This is a genomic window from Thalassotalea crassostreae (assembly GCF_001831495.1).
GTDB classification, from domain to species: Bacteria; Pseudomonadota; Gammaproteobacteria; order Enterobacterales; family Alteromonadaceae; genus Thalassotalea_A; species Thalassotalea_A crassostreae.
In genome coordinates, this window is the sequence record NZ_CP017689.1 from 1,419,603 (window position 1) to 1,442,709 (window position 23,107).

Annotated in this window: 22 protein-coding genes; 10 read left to right on the forward strand and 12 right to left on the reverse strand. The window is 39.3% G+C overall.

Annotated elements, in window-relative coordinates; translation table 11 throughout:
- Positions 1 to 17 precede the first annotated feature (17 nt).
- Positions 18 to 830, reverse strand: a complete 813-nt coding sequence (locus tag LT090_RS06165) for a sulfite exporter TauE/SafE family protein (protein WP_068545075.1) — start codon at positions 828 to 830, stop codon at positions 18 to 20.
- A 397-nt stretch (positions 831 to 1,227) separates the two neighbouring features.
- Between LT090_RS06165 and LT090_RS06170 the strand changes: the two genes are divergently transcribed.
- The 3 genes from LT090_RS06170 to LT090_RS06180 all read left to right on the forward strand — a co-directional run bounded on the left by LT090_RS06170 (position 1,228) and on the right by LT090_RS06180 (position 5,759).
- Positions 1,228 to 2,481 carry an efflux RND transporter periplasmic adaptor subunit gene (locus LT090_RS06170; protein ID WP_068545076.1) on the forward strand — a complete coding sequence of 418 codons (1,254 nt, stop codon included), beginning with the start codon at positions 1,228 to 1,230 and terminating at the stop codon, positions 2,479 to 2,481.
- Positions 2,482 to 2,561: 80 nt separating this feature from the next.
- Positions 2,562 to 3,245 (forward strand): ABC transporter ATP-binding protein, encoded by a 684-nt coding sequence (locus LT090_RS06175; protein ID WP_068545077.1) that lies wholly within the window; start codon positions 2,562 to 2,564, stop codon positions 3,243 to 3,245.
- A 30-nt stretch (positions 3,246 to 3,275) separates the two neighbouring features.
- Positions 3,276 to 5,759, forward strand: a complete 2,484-nt coding sequence (locus LT090_RS06180) for an ABC transporter permease (RefSeq protein ID WP_068545078.1) — start codon at positions 3,276 to 3,278, stop codon at positions 5,757 to 5,759.
- 90 nt (positions 5,760 to 5,849) lie between these two features.
- On the opposite strand, the gene LT090_RS06185 is transcribed toward LT090_RS06180, so the two are convergent.
- The 3 genes from LT090_RS06185 to LT090_RS06195 form a co-directional block, all read right to left on the reverse strand.
- Positions 5,850 to 7,094, reverse strand: coding sequence for a glycosyltransferase (locus LT090_RS06185; protein WP_068545079.1), 1,245 nt, complete (start codon positions 7,092 to 7,094; stop codon positions 5,850 to 5,852).
- Between the two features lie 125 nt (positions 7,095 to 7,219).
- Positions 7,220 to 7,861 carry a DUF2182 domain-containing protein gene (locus tag LT090_RS06190; protein ID WP_068545335.1) on the reverse strand — a complete coding sequence of 214 codons (642 nt, stop codon included), beginning with the start codon at positions 7,859 to 7,861 and terminating at the stop codon, positions 7,220 to 7,222.
- A gap of 140 nt (positions 7,862 to 8,001) precedes the next feature.
- A complete protein-coding gene (locus LT090_RS06195; protein ID WP_068545080.1) occupies positions 8,002 to 8,628 on the reverse strand; it encodes a DUF1326 domain-containing protein in 627 nt (208 codons plus the stop codon).
- Positions 8,629 to 8,800: 172 nt separating this feature from the next.
- Between LT090_RS06195 and LT090_RS06200 the strand changes: the two genes are divergently transcribed.
- From LT090_RS06200 to LT090_RS06210, 3 genes are read left to right on the forward strand one after another with little or no spacing between them, the layout of a single operon-like run.
- Positions 8,801 to 9,403, forward strand: coding sequence for a protein-disulfide isomerase (locus LT090_RS06200; protein WP_068545081.1), 603 nt, complete (start codon positions 8,801 to 8,803; stop codon positions 9,401 to 9,403).
- Positions 9,404 to 9,426: 23 nt separating this feature from the next.
- Positions 9,427 to 9,657, forward strand: a complete 231-nt coding sequence (locus LT090_RS06205; protein WP_068545082.1) for a glutaredoxin family protein — start codon at positions 9,427 to 9,429, stop codon at positions 9,655 to 9,657.
- A gap of 51 nt (positions 9,658 to 9,708) precedes the next feature.
- Positions 9,709 to 10,638 (forward strand): prenyltransferase, encoded by a 930-nt coding sequence (locus tag LT090_RS06210; protein ID WP_082897053.1) that lies wholly within the window; start codon positions 9,709 to 9,711, stop codon positions 10,636 to 10,638.
- Between the two features lie 30 nt (positions 10,639 to 10,668).
- Here the strand turns inward: LT090_RS06210 and LT090_RS06215 are convergent, their stop codons facing one another.
- The 4 genes from LT090_RS06215 to LT090_RS06230 form a co-directional block, all read right to left on the reverse strand.
- A complete protein-coding gene (locus LT090_RS06215) occupies positions 10,669 to 11,709 on the reverse strand; it encodes a M14 family metallopeptidase (protein ID WP_068545083.1) in 1,041 nt (346 codons plus the stop codon).
- The gene (locus tag LT090_RS06220; protein ID WP_068545084.1) at positions 11,700 to 13,172 is read right to left on the reverse strand and encodes a glutamate-cysteine ligase family protein; all 1,473 of its coding nucleotides are present in this window, start codon (positions 13,170 to 13,172) and stop codon (positions 11,700 to 11,702) included. The genes LT090_RS06215 and LT090_RS06220 overlap by 10 nt, the downstream gene beginning before the upstream one ends.
- A 183-nt stretch (positions 13,173 to 13,355) precedes the next feature.
- Positions 13,356 to 13,658: a DUF3301 domain-containing protein gene (locus LT090_RS06225; RefSeq protein ID WP_082897054.1), complete on the reverse strand. Its 303-nt coding sequence runs from the start codon at positions 13,656 to 13,658 to the stop codon at positions 13,356 to 13,358.
- Positions 13,659 to 13,763: 105 nt separating this feature from the next.
- The gene (locus LT090_RS06230) at positions 13,764 to 14,810 is read right to left on the reverse strand and encodes a DUF3549 family protein (RefSeq protein WP_068545086.1); all 1,047 of its coding nucleotides are present in this window, start codon (positions 14,808 to 14,810) and stop codon (positions 13,764 to 13,766) included.
- 129 nt (positions 14,811 to 14,939) lie between these two features.
- On the opposite strand from LT090_RS06230, the gene LT090_RS06235 reads away from it, so the two are divergent.
- From LT090_RS06235 to LT090_RS06250, 4 genes are all read left to right on the forward strand, one after another.
- The gene (locus LT090_RS06235) at positions 14,940 to 15,257 is read left to right on the forward strand and encodes a YqcC family protein (protein ID WP_068545087.1); all 318 of its coding nucleotides are present in this window, start codon (positions 14,940 to 14,942) and stop codon (positions 15,255 to 15,257) included.
- 38 nt (positions 15,258 to 15,295) lie between these two features.
- The gene (gene truC, locus LT090_RS06240; RefSeq protein ID WP_082897055.1) at positions 15,296 to 16,090 is read left to right on the forward strand and encodes a tRNA pseudouridine(65) synthase TruC; all 795 of its coding nucleotides are present in this window, start codon (positions 15,296 to 15,298) and stop codon (positions 16,088 to 16,090) included.
- A gap of 294 nt (positions 16,091 to 16,384) precedes the next feature.
- Positions 16,385 to 16,597 carry a cold-shock protein gene (locus LT090_RS06245; protein ID WP_157726590.1) on the forward strand — a complete coding sequence of 71 codons (213 nt, stop codon included), beginning with the start codon at positions 16,385 to 16,387 and terminating at the stop codon, positions 16,595 to 16,597.
- A gap of 1,164 nt (positions 16,598 to 17,761) precedes the next feature.
- Entirely contained in the window at positions 17,762 to 19,399 is a 1,638-nt protein-coding gene (locus tag LT090_RS06250; RefSeq protein WP_068545090.1) for an AMP-binding protein, read from the forward strand.
- A gap of 67 nt (positions 19,400 to 19,466) precedes the next feature.
- Here LT090_RS06250 and ychF read toward each other — a convergent pair whose 3' ends face one another.
- The 4 genes from ychF to LT090_RS06270 all read right to left on the reverse strand — a co-directional run bounded on the left by ychF (position 19,467) and on the right by LT090_RS06270 (position 23,037).
- Positions 19,467 to 20,558 carry a redox-regulated ATPase YchF gene (gene ychF / locus LT090_RS06255; RefSeq protein WP_068545091.1) on the reverse strand — a complete coding sequence of 364 codons (1,092 nt, stop codon included), beginning with the start codon at positions 20,556 to 20,558 and terminating at the stop codon, positions 19,467 to 19,469.
- Positions 20,559 to 20,582: 24 nt separating this feature from the next.
- On the reverse strand, positions 20,583 to 21,173 hold the full coding sequence (pth, locus tag LT090_RS06260; RefSeq protein ID WP_068545092.1) for an aminoacyl-tRNA hydrolase: 591 nt from the start codon (positions 21,171 to 21,173) through the stop codon (positions 20,583 to 20,585).
- A gap of 16 nt (positions 21,174 to 21,189) precedes the next feature.
- Complete coding sequence (locus LT090_RS06265; protein WP_068545093.1) at positions 21,190 to 21,825, reverse strand: 50S ribosomal protein L25/general stress protein Ctc; 636 nt, start codon at positions 21,823 to 21,825, stop codon at positions 21,190 to 21,192.
- A gap of 264 nt (positions 21,826 to 22,089) precedes the next feature.
- A complete protein-coding gene (locus LT090_RS06270; RefSeq protein WP_089152991.1) occupies positions 22,090 to 23,037 on the reverse strand; it encodes a ribose-phosphate pyrophosphokinase in 948 nt (315 codons plus the stop codon).
- Positions 23,038 to 23,107: the final 70 nt, after the last annotated feature.

The following is a 23,107-nucleotide window of genomic DNA, read 5'->3' on the forward strand; positions in this document are numbered from 1 at the left end:
GAAAAGTCTTAATTTTTCTAATAAATTTCTTTAAAAATAATCACTATTGCAATAACTAAAGTAAAGAATGCAAAGATCTTTTGTAGCGTGTTGCCATCGAGTTTTCCGGATATTTTGGTAGAGATCGCCATTCCAATAAATGTTGCAACCATCATATAAGGTAAAAGTGGCAGTTGCAGTTCTATGCCCGATTGCAAGTCACCAATAAATCCTATCAGTGACTTTAACGCGATTATAAATAATGACGCGCCAACGGCGTTTAGCATCGGCATACTTAAGAAAAGTACTAAAGCAGGGATTATCAAGAAACCACCGCCGGCGCCAAGTATGCCAGTAACTACACCAACAACGGCACCTTCAAACATAATAAGCGGCCAGTTAGGCGTTTTAGTCGTCGTTGAGATTTGGTCAATAGAAGTTGCGTTTGCTTGCTTTTTATAGGCTTTCCTTAACATTAATGTTGCTGATGCTAGCATTAGCAATGCGAATAACACCATGATCGCCGTATTTTTAGAAATTGAAAATGGCGAAGTCATTATTTGTTCGGGTATTGCAGGCATCAAAAATGCACGAGATAAGTAAACTGCAATAATCGAGGGGATAGCAAAGGCAAGGGCAGAGCTTATGTCAATTAGACCTTGCTTAAAGTAACGACTCGCACCAAAGGCGGCGGTCGCACCAACGATTAACAACGAATAACCCGTAGCAATGTCAGGAGCAACGCCCATTAGATAGACTAAAATTGGTACGGTTAAGATTGAACCACCACCGCCAATAACCCCTAAGACGATCCCCATAAGGACAGCGGCTAAGTACCCGAGAATGATCATTTACTAACAACACCACTTTATTGTTTTAATTGCTGGCAATAATACCTATAAATCTAATCGTTTAATATGGCGTAAAACAAAAATAAAGTGTCATTAATACCAAATATGATTCACTTTACATGATGGCAACTCCGATTGCTGAGCTAAATAGTATTGGCAGTTTTACTGATTTCACCTTGGTTAATAACACTAAAAATTAACATAAACACCTAATTTCGAATTTTATTTAATCTGATTTTTATATATATATTCTGCTACACGTCAATAAATATGGAAGTTTTAAAAGTTGGCATAGATACTGCTATCTGTTAATTAATTATTAACATTAGTTAGTCGTTTAAACCAAATTGATTGTTTTAACGTCTAACTAATAACTTTAGACAAGTAGTTGTGAACAATGGATAGAAAAATAGAAAAAAAATCAAAACCATGGGGCAAAATTGGCGTTGCATCACTAGTGGTTATTTCAATCGCTTTTATCGGCAAGTTATATTCGGCACAAAGCAGCGGTAAATCATTAGCCGTTGATGACAGTCGAATTACAATTTCTCAAGTAGCAAGTGGTACTTTTGAGGACTTTATCCCGGTACGAAGTCGAGTTACTCCTCTTAAAACTGTTTACTTAGATGCTATTGAAGGCGGTCGAGTAGAAAAGGTTCTGATCGAAGATGGCACAATTGTTAAGCAAGGTCAGCCAATCGTTAAATTATCAAATACGCAATTACAGCTTGATGTAATGCGCAATGAAGCTGCCGTAACAGAGCAGCTTAATAATATGCGCAGTATTGAACTCTCTCTTGAGCAAAACAAATTAAGCCATAAGCGCAACCTAATTGAAATTGATTACCAGATTAAGCGATTAACTCGCCAAGTTGAGCGGGAACGTAAAATATTTAAGCAGGGCAGTATTTCTGATAATGCGTTGCGTGAAAACGAAGATCTGCTCGAATACTACATCAATCGAAGAGTGATCACCTTAGAAAGCCAAAAGACTGATGCTCGCATGCAAGAACAGCAATTAGCATTTTTACAAGAAACCGGAAAGCGTTTAGAGCAAAGCTTAGAGTTTGCTCGCAACAATATGGACAACTTAAATATGAAAGCGCCGGTGGACGGCAAGCTTTCTGGATTTGATATTGAAGTCGGGCAGTCAATCAGTCGCGGCGAGCGCCTAGGTCAAATTGACGATCCGAGTTCATTCAAATTACAAGCTGGCATTGATGAATTCTATCTAGGACGCATCGACTTAGGTCAGCAAGCGGTTGTTAATCACAAAGGTAAAGATTACCAATTAACGATTGTTAAAATCTATCCACACGTAAACAACGGCCAATTTGAAGTCGATTTAAACTTTGTCGACAGCCAACCAACAGGAATTCGTCGCGGTCAAACCTTACAAAGCAAACTGACATTGGGTGATTCTTCACAAGTAATGCTGATCCCTAACGGAGCGTTTTACCAAGATACCGGTGGAAACTGGATATTTGTTGTCAGCGATGATGGCGAAACTGCAATAAAACGCAACGTGCGATTAGGTCGTCGCAACAACCGATTCATCGAAGTATTAGACGGCCTTGAAGACGGAGAGAAGGTAATTACATCGCCTTATTCTAGCTTCATTGATATGAGCCGTTTAAAACTAAAATCTTAAACTCGAAAATTCAGACTAAAACCATAAATACTAAATCAAAAATATAAAAAATAATTAAATTAAAATTTCAAGGAATAAACATGTTAACACTTAAAAACCTATCAAAACGTTACCAAACAGACGAAGTTGAAACAACGGCACTTAATGCAATTAATATTGATATTAAAAGTGGTGAGTTTGTCGCAATCATGGGACCTTCAGGTTGTGGTAAATCAACGCTATTAAATACCTTAGGTATGCTTGATAGCCCAACAGAAGGTCAGTACATCTTTAAAGATGAAGACGTTGCTGGATACAGTGAAGGGCAGTTGGCTGCAATTCGTAAAAAACATATCGGTTTTATATTTCAAAGCTTTAACTTAATTGATGAGTTAAGTGTTGAAGAGAACGTTGAGCTTGCATTGCTTTATCACAACATTTCAAAAAGCGATCGCAAAACTCGCGTTGCTGAGGTGTTAGAAAAAGTAGGTATTTCACATCGTGCTAAGCACATGCCGAGTCAGTTATCAGGTGGTCAACAACAACGTGTTGCTGTCGCTCGCGCAGTTGTTGGTAAACAAAGCATGATTTTGGCCGATGAGCCAACCGGTAACCTTGATACACATCACGGTCAAGAAGTGATGGAAATGCTGCAGTCATTGAATAAAGAAGGTACAACCATCGTTATGGTTACCCACTCTCCGAGTCATGCTGAATATGCGTCACGTGTTATTAACCTACTTGATGGCAGCGTCGTTCCAGAAACATTACGCGCTGTATCTTAATTTTACTGATAATAATTGAAGGAAAATATCATGTTACTTGCAAATTATTTTGTTACCGGATGGCGTAACACAGTAAAAAATAAGCTGTTCTCTAGCATCAACATCTTTGGTTTGGCCATTGGTTTAGCGGCTTGTACGTTAATATTATTGTTTGTTCGCTATGAAATGAACTTTGATAATACATGGACTGATGCAGATAAAATTAACCGTATGCACATTGTGTTTTCAATCCCTGGGCGAGACCCAATGCCGGCAGTATCAACGCCAGGTCCTGCGATGGAAGCACTGAAGAAAGACTTCTCTGAGATTGAGTATGCAGCACGAATTGCCAACTCCGGTCCTACTATTAAGCACAATGGTCAGGTGTTCGTTGAACCAGTAAAGTTGGTAGATGCTGACTTTAATAAAGTCTTTAACATTAAAGCACTTAAAGGTGATATCGATGCTGCATTGCAAGATAATCATTCACTGGTATTAAACGAAACCGTGGCGAAGAAATACTTTGGCGACGAAGACCCTATCGGCCAGGTGCTAACTTTAGATTTTGATCAATTCAAACGTGATTACAAAGTTGCAGCAGTAATTGCTGATATTTCAGAGCAATCACAGCTAGAGTTGCCCGCATTTGTAGTCATTGATGAAAAAGATTGGAGCGAGCAACCTTGGCGCTTTGAAGCTTGGTTCTCGGTAAATTCGCAGTTGTATTTTAAAACTAAAAATGCTGATGACGTTAATAAAATCAACGCTAGATTAGCTGATTTTGTTAATAACAACTTCCCACAATTACCAATGGGGGGGGACGATGCTAAAGCGTCTGATTTCATTGAAATGTCAGCGATGAATATTAAAGATTTACATCTTAAGGCTGTCGGCTTTGGTGAGATGCGCGAGCAAGGCAATCAGTCAACTGTCATTACTTTCAGTGCGATAGCGGTGTTAATTCTATTAATCGCTAGTATTAATTTTATGAACCTATCGACTGCACGTGCGAGCCAACGTGCTAAAGAAGTGTCGCTGCGTAAAGTAATGGGAGCTTCAAGAGGCAATTTAATTGCCCAATTTCTTGGTGAATCGGTATTAATGACATTGATTTCGGTGGTTATTGCGTTAGGGATAATTGAACTGGCATTGCCGCTTTACAACGAAGTATTAAACAAAGAATTAGTGTTAGATTATAACTTTACTAATATTGGCACTTTGATCGGTTTAGCGTTATTTGTTGGTGTTATTGGTGGTTTGTATCCTGCGTTTGTATTGTCTGGCTTTAGACCTGCGACGGTATTAAAAGCGAATAAATCAGCAGAAACTGGCGCGTCTTTAAAGTTACGTGCAGCGCTTGTTATTCTTCAGTTTACGGTATCAATTGGTTTGTTTATTTCAACTGGCGTTGTCTATAGTCAAATGCAATATGCAGAGAACATGGATGCGGGTTACAACAAAGATAATATGTTGATCGTTCATCGATTAGGTCGAGATGCAGCCAATGAAAAGCACGACGTGTTAATTAAAGAAGTAGAGCGTTTAGCGCAAGCCAATAAAGTGACTTGGTCAGGTGAAACCCCTGGTAACACCAATGAAAATAATACTACGTTACGCACACCAGATATGACCGATGCAGAAAGTATTATTATTGGACAACGTAATGTGGGTTATAACTTTTTCAATACTTATGACATTAAGTTACTGACTGGTCGCAGTTACGATAAAAACCGTAACGACATAGCGCCTACAACTGATCAGCTGCGTGCGGGTGAAACCTTTAACGGCAGCATTATTATGAATGAATCTGCATTGCGTCGTCTTGGTTTAGGATCTCCTGAAGAAGCACTCGGTAAAATCGTAGTCACCGGTCGAGGCGATCCTGGAGAGAATTTAGAAGCGAATTACCAAGTGATTGGCGTAGTGCCAGATATTCACTTTGACAGCTTAAAATCAACTATTCGCCCAGAGGTTTACTTTTTGCAAGCAGAGTGGGGCGACTCATTGAGTGTTCAGTTTAGCGGCGACCCGAAAGAGATCACTGCTGCGGTAGAGAAGGTTTGGCAACAACAAGTACCAGATGTACCATTCTCTTACAGCTTTGTTGAAGATGATATTGCCGAGCAATACCAAAATGAACAAGGTGAAGCGAAAATGTTTGCAGCGTTCTCGGCGTTAGCTATCTTAGTTGCTTGTTTAGGACTATTTGGTTTAGCGAGCTTCACCGCTGACAGACGTACTAAGGAAATTGGTATTCGCAAAGTCATGGGCGCTGGTGTATTTGATATTGTTAAGTTATTAGTGTGGCAGTTCAGCAAGCCAGTTCTAATTGCTAATATCATTGCATGGCCAATCGCATTTTGGCTAATGAGCGATTGGTTAGAAGTGTTTGTTTATCGAATCGATAATAGCGTTATTCTAGGGATTTCAGTGATCGCCGCATTATTTGCATTATTCATTGCCTGGGCAACGGTTGCGAGTAATTCATATAGAGTGGCTCGTTCAAACCCAATTAAAGCACTACGTTACGAATAAAAGTACGAATAGAAACACTGAGTTGTAAATACAGCTTAATTAGTAATAAAAACGCCCTTTCTTTTTTAAGAAAGGGCGTTTGATTTTAAACTATTCAAGTTTGTTTTTAGCGGCAATCCATTGCGACATGTACTTAGTGCTAGCCATGGTATGGTGCTTAAGCATCGCGCCAGTAAAATTACTTAGCCTATGCTCATCGAGCTGCTCTATGGTAGCGTTTATTTTTTCAATTAGCTGCGCACCAAGAGCCTTGCTATCGTAGGTTGTAGCTAACAGTTTAGAACAATTGTTTTGTGCTTGTTGCCAATTGTTTTCATCACCATACAATTCGATTGCAGCATCAGCAAATCCTTCAACATCATCAATGATAGAGCCTGGCCATTGAATGGATTGATTTGATTTGTTGTTTTGATGCATCCCTTCTGCGCCGATAGAGGTTGTCACACTTGGCGTTTGCATGATCATCGCATCCAATAACTTACCCTTAATGCCAGCACCAAAACGTATTGGTGCCAAACATACACGAGATTGCTCCATTACTTCAAACGCATCTTCTGCCCAGCCTTTAATTAAAAAACCGGTTTTAGGGTTGTTTAAAGCCGTTGCCTTTGGCGGTGGATACGAGCCATAGATATGTAGTTCTGCATCAGGTAATTGTTTGCGGATTAATGGCCAAATTTTTTGTAAATAAAGCACTGCATCCCAGTTTGGCGCATGTCTAAAGTTGCCAATGGTCATAAAGTGTTTACGCTGTTCAAACGTTAATGTCTGGCTAGGGCATCTATCGATATCAACCATAAATGGTAGATAATGCAATAAACTTGGGCTGATATTAAAAGTTTCATTTAATAGCGCCATTTCATAACTAGAAATAATCAATGAAATATCACAACGCAATATTGCTGCGATTTCTCGCTTAGCGATATCACTGTGCAAATCGGCTTTAACTAACTCGCGCTCTGATTTATGCGCCTGGTGTCGAGCATTCCTTAAACATTGCAAATCTTCAGTATCTAGAATTTTAAGTGCATTGGGACACTGTTTATCCACTCGATGACCAAACTGTTCTTCCATCATAAAGCGATCGAACATCACAATATCAGGGGCAAAATCACTGACATATTGATCAAAACTATCGCAGTTCAATGTAATGCTATTGCTAGTTATGCCTTCGTCATCAAGGTTGATCATATGTTCGGTGCGCTGTGCTGGCGTTGCAAATTCAACGGTCCAACCTTGCTGCTTATAAAGGCGCAAAATAGACATCATATGGCTTCCTGCAGCCGATGAATTTGGCTCGGGCCAAACATAGCCAATGACTAGTACTTTGTTCAAGAACAACCTCAATTTTTTACCATAACGTTAATGGCGACAATATACCATTTGCTGAATTACAACGTTAGTGTTTTGTCAAAAAGCGAAGAGGGGAGATAGTTTAGATTTGATTATGTTCAATAAGCTTAGCTAGAGCTGATAACTATCAAGCTATAGATAATAAGGCCAAGGCCTAATGCTTTGGCAACTAAGTCGCCTCGAGGCACCATTTTTTCAACCATGACCACAATAGTGAGAATTAATATCCATTTGATATTCATTACACCACTGACAAACAGTATTGCCATTAACGCCCAGCAACAGCCAACACAATAGCTGCCATGGCTAATACCAAGCCAAATGGCTTGAAGCTTTCCTGGTTTAAGTTTTTGCGTAAGCATAGTCATAGGAGAGCGGCATAATTTTAAACATTGCTGCTTCAATGGCGTAAATTGATAGATCCCGGCAACCATCAATATGGCAACTGTGAACTGTTGATTGGCACTATCCATCATTGGAGAAAGAAGCTCTAAATGGTGCAATATATATTGCACCAAGGTGATCAATACACTGTATATAGCCCAAGCAATGAGATAACCAAAAGCGAAAAAGATACTTGATGCATAGCTAGTAAGCTGCGATTGGTTTTGATTAATTTTTTCGACTAACATCACCACAGGATAGGCAGAAGGTAACATCATGCCGGCCATCATTATCGCCCACATGACAAATAGCATAAACAGATCGGTAACACTCCAAGTCGCGACCGGAGACATATTCATGGTCATCGCATAAACCATGTAATACCAACTCATCAAGATCAAAGCTGTGACGCTAACGATAGTTAGCGACCGATTTAAGGTCAAATTCAATGCAAATATCTCGTATTATTTTTATTTAGTATTTCACTTAGTCAAATAACCTTTTACTACGCGTTTGGCCAGTTAACAACCGCATTTGCTGCAAATGAATCAGAATAGCTAAAGGCAATGTTTTTGTGATCAATTTTCATTAATTTAGTTTTACCGGCAAAGCCATCATTCCACATAAAACCGCCACCAGGAAAGGTTATGTGTACTTCATTGATATCACCGGTCACTGGATTAATGTGTGGCTCTTGCTCTACTTCAACGACGCCCTTAATCGAGACCGTTGAAGTATAATCCTGACGCTCAAGTTCTATGTCAGTCATAATAGGCCCATCAAACTCGCTAAACAGTGTGCCAAGAGCCGCGACTGGCATGCCACCTGCTTGACCAGACATTATGGTTGCCAAGGCTGTTACTTGCGCTTCGTTCGCACTACGATCAATAAACAACACACCTTTACCATTGCCATCATGCATTGCACCTGGCCAGCTAGCTGCAAAGACCATTTTTAAACCACTCAGGTCTAGGTCCTCATAATGTCCTTTAATTACGATAAAGCCTAATACCGCATCACAACCGCCATTGGCGCTAGTTGGAAAACCACTAAATTGACAACCACAACCGTGGCTACAACTACAGTTTTCGATCTGATGCATTGATAAAGCCCAAGAATATTCTTCTGCCATAATCAAGTTCCTCTTTATCTTTAGTTAAGAACCATTAGTTTTCGATAACTAATGGTTAGGAAAGTATAGTGCAAGAAAAGGGTTTTAATATGAGGTTTTTTAATTTGCAGCTAGCTAATTACTGCTAAACTAATTAAAATTACACCAATTCAATTATTTGCAGATAAACATAATGAAATCAGAATTATTTTTTATTTACGACAGTCACTGTCCTTGGAGCTATGCATCTACAGCATTAGTTAACGAAATTGTAAAAGCATACCCTGAAACCAATGTGCATTTATGGCATGTCGCTCATTACGATGGCTCCGATTGTGCCGGCGCTAAACAAGCCGATACGGTGTCGCGCCAAAGCGCCGCAAATTTTGGTATGGAATATATTAAGTATGCCGATACAAGCAAAAATGCATCGATGGCTGCTAATTTTATGGCGTGGATCTGTGCTAAGCAGCAATATATTGCGTTAGACGTATTAAACGAATTACAAAAACAACACTTTGTCGATAATGTCGCTTTTATTGATAAAGATGATTTTGAAGAAATTAATGCCAAGTTTAAGTTATCGCCACCAGCAAAAGTATTTAAAAACGAATTATCGAAAGAATCAAATTACGTATTAGCTGAAATTGTTCAGATGCAAGAGATTATTCGCACGGAAGCATTTCCTGCGTTATTGCTTGCGGTAGATGACAATTTAGTTATGTTAAACCACAACTTGTATTTAACTAAGCCGTCGAAAATCATTGAAGCGGTTGAGTTAGAGCATAATAGATAACCATTTTAGGGTATATCGAACATATGAAACGCGTCACTTTGTATACCATGAATCGTTGTCCTCATTGTGAGACAGCAAAAAAGTACTTAGACAGCCAAGGGGTGAAATATCGTTTGTGTAACGTTAGTTCACCGGCAGGACGCAAAGAGTTCAATCAAACCGGTTTTCGTGGTGTGCCGGTGTTAAAAATTGGCGATCAATTCTTAAATGGCTTTTCAGTCAAACAATTTCAAAACATGTATAAAGGTAGCTAAAGGTAAAAGCTCTAACCGAAAGCTCAAAAAATAACAGATAGGCCATTAGCGATGAACTATGTTGTACAAGCAATGCGATTAAAGTTTTTAACATTAGCGCTTGGCTGTGTGTTTTTAGGTTTTTCTACTAGTATTTATGGCGATTACCCAGTATCAATTTTAGAATTATTGCTGTGTTTAATTGGCGCGTTAAGTGCTCATGTCGCGGTAAACACCATTAATGAATATCAAGATTTCACTTCCGGTTTAGACTTAAAAACATCGAAAACACCATTTAGTGGTGGCAGCGGCGCCATAGTTGCTGAGCCTAGCGTGCTTAATCGCGTTAAAATGGTTGCGATAGGGGCGCTATTATTGACCATAATAATTGGTCTTTATTTACTTACCATCAATAGCTTATGGCTTGGTGCTTATGGCGTAACTGGTGTTGCTATTATTATCACCTATACCCGATATATAAACACCCAACCTCTTTTATGCCTATTGGCGCCTGGAGTGGGTTTTGGGGCATTAATCGTACTTGGTACTCATTTTGTATTGACTAATACCCTCAATCTTACCGCTATTTTGGCAAGTATTATCGCTCTCATTGTGGTCAGTAATTTGCTATTACTAAACCAATTTCCTGATGCAGAAGCAGATAAAACCGTTGGTCGTGATCACTTTGTAATACGCTATGGTTATCAATCTGCGGCGCTTATTTACGGCCTATTATCAATAGCTGCAATCGTCATTGTGATAATCAGCTGTGTGTTCGAATTCTTTCCGATGATCGCTCTTTTTACCTTAATGCCGCTGGTTGTGGCTCTGTATGTGTTTGTCGCTCTTAAAAATTTAGTGTCCAGTGACGGCGTTAAAGAGCTTAATAGTCAGCAGTTTGTTGAACAAGGTAATCTTATTCCCCTGCTAGGCTTGAACGTGATTGTTGCTAACGTAACGCCAATGTTATTGGCGCTCACCTTGTTAATATCGGTTTATTAATAGCCCTTAATAACCCTTAATAACTACCCTCTAAAACTGATTCTTATGTGGTACAAAATATAATAGGCAGTCGGTTTTGGCGATGTGCGTTACAGAGGTCGCCATAAATAAATTAAGATCTATCTTAGCGACTAGTTGATTTTCACGTAATTCAAAATACTGCTCGACCACATTTTTTCCGGCATGGTTGATGACTTGTAAATTCTCCAAACCATTGTTATCTAACCAACCAAGCATTTGCTCTTTCCAAAATGTGCCGTAATTAAATTGTTCGATATTTTGCACTAATGTAAGTCCGCTTTTTCCTTCATCTGTTTGCCCATAATGAATGTCACAACTAGGTTTAGCTTGCAACCTAAGAGGTTGCAGAAAAACATCGACGTCTCGTTCAAAGTGATAGCGGCTAATGTCGTCAAATGAGGTCAATTTGCACAACCCTTGATACGCGATTTCATGGGACTGTTGATCTTGACTACCACCGCATTCAATCGTTACGGCCTGACAGCCAAAGTCGACTTCCATCAGTGCGCCCAGATTAATATCAGATATAATTAACGAATGACAAAATAGTGCTGACAGCGAAAGGGCCATCTCGGTTTTGTCAGTACATACAGAAAATGCGGGGCCAAAACCTGAAGTATTATGGATATCAACAACCACTTCAGGTGACACCTCTTTAATCGCTTTAGCAATAATATTGGCTCGTTTAAAATAGCCGTAATCGAGTTCTTTATTAAAGCAGCGGTTCAAATCTAACGCACCCTCTAAAAAACGGTGACTTAATATTGGGCTAGCACTGGCGGCTTCGACCGAGCAAATAATAAAACGTAGGTTCGTTTGCGGCCGTTGTTGAGGCTTTAGGTGAGTCAACCATCGATGAATTGCAATTAACCCTGACGGTTCATTGCCGTGGATCAGAGTTGTAATAACTCGGGTGCGACTACTATCTATGCCAGATATATCAATGACAGTTGGCCCTGTTAATGACATTAAAAACTGGTCATAATCAGATTTTAAACAAATTAAATCAGGGTCTTTAAGAAAGTTAATTTCGTTATAATCTACGACCATAATCGTTCCCATTGGCTAACTGGTTTAGCGCTTCGACATTGATTTAAATAAAGTTTTACTAGTTGTTGGCAGGCCTCGTCTTTATCGAGCGTTTGCTCAAGATGTTGGGCAGTCTTCTTTTGCCATATCGCGCCGGTGACGCCTTGTTCTAAGCGCTGCTCTATCGCGCCAAGATAAGTTTCGACTTCATCTTTATCAATGCCTAAATCGAGTAATCCTTTTTTGGCTTTAGGAAGTAATTGTTTTATCACTTCGCAAATACTTACTTCTTCTAATTTATAGCAATGATTGAGTGGCCAAAGGACTTTTGCATCGAGCCCATATTGAGCGCAACGATAAAAGTTATACTCGGCATAACGAAATGGCATAATTGCAGTAAAGTCGTTTACTTCATCTTTTAGGCCATTAGCTAAACCAATTGCAAACGCCGCATTTGCCACCATATCGATACTTGTTGGGCCTGCGGGTATTGCTCGAAATTCAATACGCATATGGCCATTGCCGTGATGATCATAAACTGGTCTATGCCATGGCCACAGTGTTCCCATATGCATATTAAGCTCTTCAAGGCGTTCATTATTGGCTCTGTCGTTATCGCATAGTGCTGGCAAGATAGGCGGGTAGAGCGCTACTGATTGAGCAAATAATTCCCAGACGTTATCTTTTAGCCAACCAAAACCAAAATTCACTCGTGTTGGTTCATGCCATTGGTATTGGTGTTGATGACGAATATCGAGTGATTGCTTAAAAAGCGCTATTCGAGTTTCATCCCAAACTCGATTACCGAGGAATATCGCTGAATTAGCGCCTATTGCGGTGACTAAAGGGATGGTTAATTGCGCGGCATTAAAGACATTATTAAAATCTTTATATTGGGTCATCATATGAACTTGAAAGGATGTATTAGCACCTTCAGCACAAATATCATCAAAGCGCTCGGTGATCGGCTCTTCACCGTTTATGTTCACTGAAAAAGCATCGCCTCGCTGTTCAAATAAATGATTCGATAAACAGTGATAGCGACTTAAATCAGTCATCAATTGATGATTTATATCTTGCTTCTTCAGCGTCGGCAAAATACCAATGGGTAAAACATTGATATTATTTTTAGCGGCGATTTGTTCGAGCTGTGCGGTTTTCTCAAGCATTTCATTGCGAATTGCTGTGAACGGCTTACCGTTTTGCTTGACCGCACTAAGGTTTAGCTCCAAGTTATATTTGTTGAGTTCAACTTGATATTGAGGATCACTAAGTTGGTTGAGCAAGAGTTGGTTTGATGGACTTATCTGTCCATTATCATCAATAAGATACATCTCTAGCTCGGCACCAAATTTCAGCGTTTCGTCACCAAAATGGTCCCTTGCTAAAATGTCTTTTAGTTGCGTTAATTGATGGTACAGAGCCTGTTGGAAAACTTTGTAATCATTATCTGTAAACGATTTTTGTGATACGTCTTTACCCATAGCATCATTTCTCCTTTAGAAAAATAATGCGCTTTTTTGTGGGAATGGAACTTGATTGAGGTCAAATTTTGAGTGTTAATTTTATGTAAATTAACCACGCAAGTTATAAAATTCAATTAAATCAGCTGTTTTAAGAGGGAAAAGGTTTTTTGTTTTAGCGTTGCCGATATTCAAAAATCGAGATTAAAACTTATAAGCAGGCATATCAAAACCCGCAGGTTTTAATCCGTGCATATGCAATAGTCCTTTATAGCTAGATTCACCATCGCCACTAAATTCAAACTGAAAATCGCTTTTTACAAAAATGCCTAAACGTTTACTTGCACTAAAACGAGTTTTAACACGAGCAATCGCAATAAACTGTAGCTCTAATTGTTCACAATGTTGAGTCGCGACTTTACGTGCTTTTTCTGCAACTTTACGTAAGTGGTTAAAGTACCAAATGATCGTACAAGCAATTAGTAATACCCAAATTTCTGCCATCATATATGCCTTTAACGTTGAGATTGAACCGATAGATTCAATTTATTTTATTTGTTGATTTATTACTATGTTGTATTTGTATGCTCGTTTTTCAAGACTGGAGCTTGATTAGTTTTTTACTTGATTAAATAACTGACCAATCGCATTTCCTAGCACGTCACTGCGCTGTGGATCTCTAATACATTGCATTAAGGTTGGTCTTATTTTAGGGATCGCGATTAAATCTTTAAATACTGCGACGAATATTTCCTGTCCGACACAAGTGACTAATTTTTCTAAAAATGCCATCAGTTGTTTATGAACAATTAACGCTGGGTAACAGCGACCAGAGATGGTCACTAAAAGGTTTAAATTATTTAGCTGTTCATTGTTTAATATGTCTGTAATGAATTGCACTAACAATGGATTTTCGGCGTTGGCAGACATAGCTCTTAATAAGTTCGATAGACGAGAGAAGTCTACATCCTGTTGAGCTATTTCCTCTTTTGCTAAGGCAATTACCTTGGTTAAAAGGTCAATTGGCAACGGATGGTTTTCTAAGGCACCACATAAAATGTTAAATACTTGCTCTGGCAGCATCGCCAAGTTATCAATTAAGCTTGCAGCATTTTGCTTATCATCGATTCGAGCGGCGAAATCGGCAATGCCTTGCACTCCGACTCCTTGCCAATTATCTAATCCAAGTTTACCAGACATGTACAGTTGACAATGTTCGTAATACTCAGATGCATTCTGCTTTAAATCACGTTTAATTAACGCATTCAAAGTCGCTAGTTTGTATTGGCTCGGCGTAAAGTTATACGGATTAGCTTGTAATAACTCTTCTTGTTTTTCGGTCGGATCTTGCGTTAAATCGCTACCAAGGGCCTCTAGGATTATCGCCAAATAGTGATTTCTTGAACCTTGATTAAGTAAACCGCGCTCGTCTAATGGTAGCTTTACGAACCATAAATAAGGTGCTGATTTTTGTTCTTGCCAAAAGGCGATTGCAAAGCATGCATGTCCTTGTATTGGGTAAGGGTATGGTTGCATCGCTTGCTCTACTTTTTCAAAGTCTTGCTTGGCAATTTTTTGCACGACACGACCGATATCAAATATTCGATATTTGGAATTCGATAATTTTAGTAACTCGGAAATAGTCGATATTTGCGTCATAATTGCGGTGCGTCAGCATTAGTAGTTCAAAAGTGGTCGCATTATAAATATAATTGCAGCGCAACTCCATTTATTTAAATAAACTTTACTTAAATAAAACACTAAGCAATTCATTAAAAGGGTCAGCAATTGCAATCTAAAGTTTTACAGTTACTTAAACATCTAGAGCAAGAGTTAACGATGCAAAATTTGTGGCAGACACAGCCGCCCAGCGGAGAGGCTTTAGCGTCAACACAGCCATTTTGTATTGACACATTATCTTTTGAGCAATGGTTACAGTTTATCTTTATCGTGAAAATAAAACTGATGATTGAACAGGGGATGACCTTGCCAAGTCAAATTAGTTTGACGCCGATGGCAGAAGAAGCATTTAAACATCTTGGTGAAAAAGCGAATAACCTAATTAAGGTTATCGCCGATATTGACGCTACGCTAAGCAATCAGTAGTCACTGTAAACTAAAAGCAATATAACTAGTAAATTAACATGATAAATGACAATCCCGAAAATTCAGCAAGCGTTAGTGTTGAAGACGAAAGTGTTGAGTCTCCGCCACAGTTAGAAATACTTTATCAAGATGAACACTTAGTTGCGGTAAATAAACCGAGTGGGTTGTTTGTGCATCGTTCTTTTATGGATCGCCATGAAAAATACTTTGCCTTGCAGTTAGTGCGAGATCTTGTTGGTCAATATGTGTATCCATTGCATCGACTCGATAGACCAACCTCTGGCGTATTATTATTCGGTTTATCGGAAGACGTTGCTCGTAAAATGGGGCAGGCGTTTACCGATAAAACTATTCAAAAGACCTACTATGCGATTACTCGAGGCCACTTAAATGGTGAAGGGCAGGTCGATTATCCATTAAAAGAAAAGCTCGATAAACTGGGTGATAAATACGTTAATCAAGATAAGCCAGCTCAAGATGCCGTTACCGATTATCAATCGATAGCAACGTCATCGTTAGCAATTCCGCTCGGTAAATTTGATTCTGTTCGTTATTCATTAATCAAACTTAAGCCACATACGGGACGACGACACCAGATCAGACGTCATTTAGCACACCTACGCCACCCAATTATTGGTGATATAAATTACGGTGATAATAAGCAAAATCCGTTTTTTGGTAAGCACTTTGGTTTTAGACGATTGATGTTACATGCCCAACAACTTGAATTCTTACACCCGATCACCGATGAGAAAATAACCATCTCTGCGCCATTAGATGAACAGTGGCTATTTGTCTTTAAAGAGTTAGGCTGGAATATTGAAATAAATTAAAAGCCCATTAATATTAAAATTTTAGTTTTGTACATAGCATCTTTTGGTCTTATCAATTCCATTAACTTATTATCAAATATAAACTTTTTTTCTTGAAAAGCGTTGTTAATGGCGTATACTCGGCTTGCAAGCTTTGAAAATGCAATACCATTTATTTCGATTTATAAGTACAACTCGTTCCAACATCTCGACATAAAAGTAAAACATGAACAAGCTATTATGCTCCATGTCGGAGTTGGAAATGTCTACGTTTTAACGTAAACAATAATAAAATTATAAATTAGGAATAAAATTATGTCTGATTCAAAAACAGGTACAGTAAAGTGGTTTAACGACGAGAAAGGTTTTGGTTTTATCGAACAACAAGGCGGTCCTGACGTATTCGTTCACTTCCGTGCAATCGTTGATACAGGTGGTCGTCGTACACTAGCTGAAGGCCAACAAGTAGAATTTGAAGTAACTCAAGGTCAAAAAGGACCACAAGCTGAGAATGTAAAACCTCTATAAGCTTTTGACAAGTTACTGAAAAGAACCAGCATGCGCTGGTTTTTTTATGTCTGGAAATTGTGTTCAGTAATTGTGTTCAGTAATTTGTGTTTAAAGTTGATGCGTTAAAATACTCGACTTCCTGAACTTGGTTCAGGATCTTGTTGTATTGACCCTTACGGCCAAAAAGGCCGCGAAACAAGAGCCTGAGAACGTAAAACCTCTATAAGCTTTTGACAAGTTACTGAAAAGAACCAGCATGCGCTGTTTTTTTTATGTCTGGAAATTGTGTTCAGTAATTGTGGTCGGAATTTGTGTTTAAAGTTGATGCGTTAAAATACTCGACTTCCTGAACTTGGTTCAGGATCTTGTTGTATTGACCCTTACGGCCCAAAAGGCCGCGAAACAAGAGCCTGAGAACGTAAATCCTCTATAAGCTTGAGCTTTTAACAAAGTTACTTGAAAAGAACCAGCATGCGCTGGTTTTTTTATGTCTGGAAATTGTGTTCAGTAATTGTGTTCAGTAATTGTGTTCAGTAATTTGTGTTTAAAGTTGATGCGTTAAAATACTCGACTTCCTGAACTTGGTTCAGGATCTTGTTGTATTGACCTTTGCGCCCAAAAGGTTCGCCAAACAAGAGCTTGAGAACGTAAAACCTCTATAAGCTGGAACATAAAACCTCTCTAAGGTTTTGACAAGTTACTGAAAAGAACCTGCATGCGCCGTTTTTTTATGCCTGAAATTAAAATAGAAACAAAGAAATATGTCATCCTGTGCGACTAGCATATGGATGTGCGTAGGTAGAATAACTCACTAATACATGGATGTATGTAGTAAGAATAACGCAGGAGCAGTTATCGAGGAGCAGTTATCGAGCCTAAGCGAGACACGGGACCTCTCTAATTCATAACGTGCTGATAAGATATTTAATATCTATTTTAATCACATTACTATTTCGAAAACTCCTGATGTCACTGATACTCCACAGGAATTAAGGCACTCATTTTCGACCAATGTATATCCGCACTTGTGTTATGTAGCTCCAATATAGCCGAATTAGGTGCTCTAATACCTTAATTAAGGCAATTAAATTCACTTTAACTGGTATAACCACTTTGTTATTAGCCTAAAATTCCATATACTGAATGCAATATTAATCGAATAAATACAATAAAAAGATGACTATGACTTATCAAACACCATTAACGCATTTCTTACGACATGCAACAGAACGCCCTGAAAAACCGTTTTTACACCAACCGGTAAATGGCGTGCATCAAACCTATACCTTTGCTGATACTGAACAGCAAGCACGAAAGTTAGCTGGTTTCTTTAAAGCACAAGGTTTTGTAGCTGGTGACCGAATTGGCATATTGGCTAAGAATAGTGCCCATTGGTTTATTACTGATCTTGCGATTATGATGGCAGGCCTTGTCAGTGTTCCAATTTACGCTACAGCAGGTAAAACCACGATTGAATATGTTATTGAACATTCAGCAATGAAAGCAATGGTTGTAGGCAATTTAGACTCTATTGATGCTGCAGTGAGTGGTATTAATGCCGACTTAACAACAATTGCTATGCCAGGCTCTACTTACGAAGCTAAATTTAGTTGGGCTGATGCCATTGATGAGTCTACTGCCATAGAAGATGTTCATCAGGCTGACATTGATGATTGTATGTCTATTGTTTATACCTCAGGAACGACTGGCGCACCAAAGGGTGTGGTTATTAGTTTCTTAAACCTAGCCTCTGCCGGCGCCGCAACGTCTGTTGTTATTAGTGCTGCACCTGGTGATAGAGTATTGTCGTACTTACCTCTGGCGCACATTACCGAACGCTGTGTTGTTGAAATGGTAGCTTATGAAAAAGCGGTCGAAGTATTTTTTGTTGAATCACTAGATACTTTTATCGATAACTTAAAGTATGCAGCGCCAACATTCTTCTTATCAGTTCCGCGACTGTGGGTGAAGTTTCAACAACAAATTTTGGCGAAGATGCCACCTAAGAAACTTAACTTCTTATTAGCAATCCCGTTTATTGGTAAAATCGTTGCGAAAAAGATCCGTACAAAACTTGGTCTTCATCATGCTCGCGTATTTGCTAGTGGCAGTGCGCCAATTTCAGTTGAAGTATTAAAATGGTATCAAAAAATTGGCGTCGATATTGGCGAAGGTTGGGGCATGAGTGAAACCTCTGGTTTATCTTGTGGTAACTTCCCGTTTGAATCTAAGTTACTTGGTACTATTGGCCGACCGGTCGAATGTGTGAAGATGAAATTATCTGATGAAGGTGAAATATTAATTAGTGGTGATGGTGTATTTAAAGAGTATTACTTAAGTCCTAAAATCACTGCCGAGTCATTTACTGGTGAATGGTTCCATACCGGCGATAAAGGTGAAATAACTGAAGATGGTGCATTTAAAATAATTGGTCGTATTAAAGAGCAGTTTAAAACTTCAAAAGGAAAATACGTTGTTCCTGTACCAATTGAGCGAATGCTAGCGATCAATGTTCAAATTGAGCAAGCCTGTGTCATTGGTTATGGACGTAAACAACCATTAGCCCTCGTTGTACTTGCCGAAGGTATTGACAGAAACCATGAGAGTGTACAGCAATCATTGCAACAAACTCTCGATGATGTGAATAGCGAGCTAGAATCACATCAACGACTCGATTATCTGTTTTTATGTAAAGATGAGTGGTCAATTGAAAATGAGTTGCTTACGCCGACGTTAAAATTAAAACGAACGCAAATTGAAGAGCATTATCAATCATTGCTCCCGGAGAGCACGAAATTAAAGATTATTGCGGAACAATAAAAAAGTTCTAAATATAAAAAACGCGGCAATAGCCGCGTTTTTTGTGTTTTTTGTATCAGCTTCTAAGCTATACGTTAAAGCGGAAGTGAACTACATCACCATCTTTAACTCGGTAATCCTTACCTTCTAAGCGCCATTTACCCGCTTCTTTAGCTCCTGATTCACCGTTAAATTCAACGAAGTCATCAAAACCTACAACTTCAGCTCGAATAAAGCCTTTCTCAAAGTCAGTATGGATAACACCGGCTGCTTGTGGTGCCGTAGCATTGATTCTTACAGTCCACGCGCGTACTTCTTTAACACCCGCGGTGAAGTATGTTTGTAAGTTCAATAAACCGTAACCTGAATTGATCACGCGGTTAAGGCCAGGCTCTTCGATACCTAAATCTTCCATAAACTCGGCTCTATCTTCTTCGTCCATTTCAGATAATTCGCCTTCAATCTCAGCACAAACGGCAACAACGACAGCATCTTCATTCGCTGCGATTTCGCGTACTTGATCTAAGTAAGGGTTGTTCTCAAAGCCGTCGTCATTAACGTTAGCAATGTACATGGTCGGCTTTAAAGTTAGGAAGTTTAGGTAAGCAACAGCTGCTATTTCTTCTTTTTCTAAGCCAAGTGAACGGATCATATGTCCTTCTTCAACGTGAGCTAAGATTTTTTCAAGTACAGGTACTTCAAATTTAGCGTCTTTATCGCCACCTTTAGCACGTTTTTGTTGACGTACAATTGCTCGCTCTGCAGAATCCATATCTGCTAATGCTAATTCAGTGTTAATCACGTCGATATCGTCAGCAGGGTTAACTGCACCAGCAACGTGAACGATGTTTTCGTTATCGAAACAACGTACAACATGACCAATCGCATCAGTTTCACGGATGTTTGCTAGGAATTTATTACCTAAACCTTCACCTTTTGAGGCACCTGCAACTAAACCTGCGATATCAACAAATTCCATTGTCGTTGCGATTACACGCTCAGGTTTAACAATATCTGCAAGTTTATCTAAACGAGGATCAGGTACAGGAACAACACCAGTATTTGGTTCGATAGTACAGAACGGAAAGTTTGCCGCTTCAATACCTGCTTTGGTTAATGCGTTAAATAGAGTAGATTTACCAACGTTTGGTAAACCAACGATGCCACATTTAAATCCCATGATAATTCCTAATCGTTTCAGCCATTAACTGGCTTTGAATGAATGTAATCTGTTTTGCGCTTTCTTGAGACCGTCTTTTTCCCAGATCTCAAAACAACGTGCACCTTCGTCGACACATTGTTCTAATTGCGCTTGTTCATTTGCTGGCGCTTTGCCAAGCACGTAACCGGTAACGCGATCACGATGACCCGGATGGCCAATACCAATCCGCAGTCGATAAAAATTCTTGTTATTTCCCATACAGGCTATGATATCGCGTAAGCCATTATGACCGCCGTGGCCACCACCTAGTTTAATTTTGCAAACACCGGGATCTAAATCGAGCTCGTCATGAGCGACAAGAATATTTTCAACCGGGATACGGAAAAAATTCGCTAGCGGAGCAACTGCTTTGCCGGAGCGATTCATAAAGGTAGTAGGGATAAGTAGGTGCACAACGTTTGAGCCAATGAGACCCTTACCGTAGAGGCCGTTGTATTTCTTATCGGGCGATAAGGAAATATTGTACTGTCTTGCTAGTTCTTCTACGAACCAGACTCCCGCGTTATGTCGGGTTTTGGTATATTCGGGGCCTGGATTACCCAGGCCCACAACCAACTGAATATTAGTCGTCAAGGAAAGTCCTTAGCGATTATTCTTCAGTAGTTTCTTCTGCATCACCTTCAGCAGCTGTTTCTGATTCATCAGAAGTTGGAGCAGCTTTTGGAGTGTTAGCTGATACTACAGCTTGGTCATGACCTTCACCTTTAGCAAGCTCAACTGATGTTACGCCTTTAGGAAGAGCGATATCAGATAAGTGTAGTGGGTGACCAACTTCTAACTTAGCAACGTCTACTTCGATGAACTCAGGTAAGTCTTTCGGTAAACATTCAACTTCGATTTCGTTCAAGTTATGAACAACGATGTTACCAGCTTTAGTTACTTCTTCTTCGTTGATGAAGTGAATTGGAACTGATGTATGTAAAGTAGACTTAGAGTTGATTCGTAAGAAGTCTAAGTGCATTACTTGATCTTTAAACGGGTGACGTTGCATATCTTTGATTACAACTTTAACCGGCTTTTTAGCGATGTTTAAAGTAAGAACGTGCGAGTAGAAAGCTTCTTCTTGCTGTGCACGGTAAACATGCTTGTGCTCTAAAGTGATAGATACTGGTTCTTTGTCTAAACCGTAAACGATTGCTGGAACAAGGTTCGCGTGACGTAGGCGGCGGCTCGCACCTTTACCGATGTCAGTACGTACTTCAGCATCTAATGTGAATAAATCCATAATGATTCTCTATATAATAAATTAAAAGTTTGATTATTTTTTGCGACCAAAAATAATCTTTAAAACCCAGTTTGGGTACGCTTTTTAGGTTAAAAGTAATATTTAATAAACCATTAAATATTTAACTTGTGCTAAAAAGGCGCGGCATAATAACACTTTTCGCGCCGTTAACAAACAAAAAGTGCGCTATTAAGCGCACTTTTTTGTTTGAATTTGTAGCTTAGGATTAATTTCCTAAGTATTTAGCATTTTAATGACTAAATATTATGCTTCAAACATTGCCGAGATAGACTCTTCGTTGCTAACGCGACGAATTGCTTCAGAAAGCATGCCTGCAAGGCTTAATTGACGAACATTATCCAATGCTTTGATTTCTGGTGACAATGGAATAGAGTCGGTAACAATCATTTCATCAATAACAGAGTTTTTGATGTTATCCGCTGCATTACCAGATAAAACCGGGTGAGTAGCATATGCAAATACGCGACGAGCACCGTGTTCTTTTAATGCTTCAGCTGCTTTACATAACGTGCCACCGGTATCAATCATGTCATCAACGATAATACAGTCGCGACCTTCAACATCACCAATAATGTGCATTACTTGTGATACGTTTGCTTTTGGACGACGTTTGTCGATAATCGCTAAATCAGTATCATCTAATAGTTTTGCTACAGCACGTGCTCTAACAACACCACCAATATCAGGAGAAACAACTACTGGGTTTTCCAGTTTTTTCTCAAGCATATCTTCAAGTAGGATAGGCGAACCAAATACGTTATCTACAGGAACATCGAAGAAACCTTGGATTTGTTCGGCGTGTAGATCAACAGTAAGTACACGGTCAACACCAACACTAGATAAGAAATCAGCAACAACCTTCGCTGTAATTGGTACACGAGCAGAACGTACACGACGATCTTGACGAGCGTAACCAAAGTAAGGGATTACTGCGGTAATACGTCCAGCTGATGCACGACGAAGGGCATCAACCATAACAATAAGCTCCATCAAGTTGTTATTAGTTGGAGCACAAGTCGATTGAATGATAAACGCATCCGATCCACGAACGTTCTCAGTAATTTCAACGCTTATTTCACCGTCGCTGAAACTGCCAACCTTTGCATCACCTAATTGGATGTATAAACGGTCTGCAATTTTCTTAGCCAGTTCAGGGGTGGCGTTACCCGCAAAAATTTTCATGTCAGGCACTGTCAGTTCCTCAGAAACTTTGACATTAAACATAATACACTAAACCTTATAATCGTCGTTAAACGCAGTA

Excerpts from the sequence above, each read along its gene's own strand:
- LT090_RS06220 (WP_068545084.1), bottom strand. The coding sequence starts at position 13,172 with ATGGGTAAAGACGTATCACAAAAATCGTTTACAGATAATGATTACAAA.
- ychF (WP_068545091.1), bottom strand. The coding sequence starts at position 20,558 with ATGGGATTTAAATGTGGCATCGTTGGTTTACCAAACGTTGGTAAATCT.
- LT090_RS06200 (WP_068545081.1), top strand. The coding sequence starts at position 8,801 with ATGAAATCAGAATTATTTTTTATTTACGACAGTCACTGTCCTTGGAGC.
- LT090_RS06245 (WP_157726590.1), top strand. The coding sequence starts at position 16,385 with ATGTCTGATTCAAAAACAGGTACAGTAAAGTGGTTTAACGACGAGAAA.
- LT090_RS06210 (WP_082897053.1), top strand. The coding sequence starts at position 9,709 with ATGAACTATGTTGTACAAGCAATGCGATTAAAGTTTTTAACATTAGCG.
- LT090_RS06250 (WP_068545090.1), top strand. The coding sequence starts at position 17,762 with ATGACTTATCAAACACCATTAACGCATTTCTTACGACATGCAACAGAA.
- truC (WP_082897055.1), top strand. The coding sequence starts at position 15,296 with ATGATAAATGACAATCCCGAAAATTCAGCAAGCGTTAGTGTTGAAGAC.
- LT090_RS06205 (WP_068545082.1), top strand. The coding sequence starts at position 9,427 with ATGAAACGCGTCACTTTGTATACCATGAATCGTTGTCCTCATTGTGAG.
- LT090_RS06190 (WP_068545335.1), bottom strand. The coding sequence starts at position 7,861 with ATGACCATGAATATGTCTCCGGTCGCGACTTGGAGTGTTACCGATCTG.
- LT090_RS06175 (WP_068545077.1), top strand. The coding sequence starts at position 2,562 with ATGTTAACACTTAAAAACCTATCAAAACGTTACCAAACAGACGAAGTT.
- LT090_RS06225 (WP_082897054.1), bottom strand. The coding sequence starts at position 13,658 with ATGATGGCAGAAATTTGGGTATTACTAATTGCTTGTACGATCATTTGG.
- LT090_RS06170 (WP_068545076.1), top strand. The coding sequence starts at position 1,228 with ATGGATAGAAAAATAGAAAAAAAATCAAAACCATGGGGCAAAATTGGC.
- LT090_RS06165 (WP_068545075.1), bottom strand. The coding sequence starts at position 830 with ATGATCATTCTCGGGTACTTAGCCGCTGTCCTTATGGGGATCGTCTTA.
- LT090_RS06230 (WP_068545086.1), bottom strand. The coding sequence starts at position 14,810 with ATGACGCAAATATCGACTATTTCCGAGTTACTAAAATTATCGAATTCC.
- LT090_RS06265 (WP_068545093.1), bottom strand. The coding sequence starts at position 21,825 with ATGGATTTATTCACATTAGATGCTGAAGTACGTACTGACATCGGTAAA.
- LT090_RS06195 (WP_068545080.1), bottom strand. The coding sequence starts at position 8,628 with ATGGCAGAAGAATATTCTTGGGCTTTATCAATGCATCAGATCGAAAAC.
- LT090_RS06215 (WP_068545083.1), bottom strand. The coding sequence starts at position 11,709 with ATGGTCGTAGATTATAACGAAATTAACTTTCTTAAAGACCCTGATTTA.
- LT090_RS06180 (WP_068545078.1), top strand. The coding sequence starts at position 3,276 with ATGTTACTTGCAAATTATTTTGTTACCGGATGGCGTAACACAGTAAAA.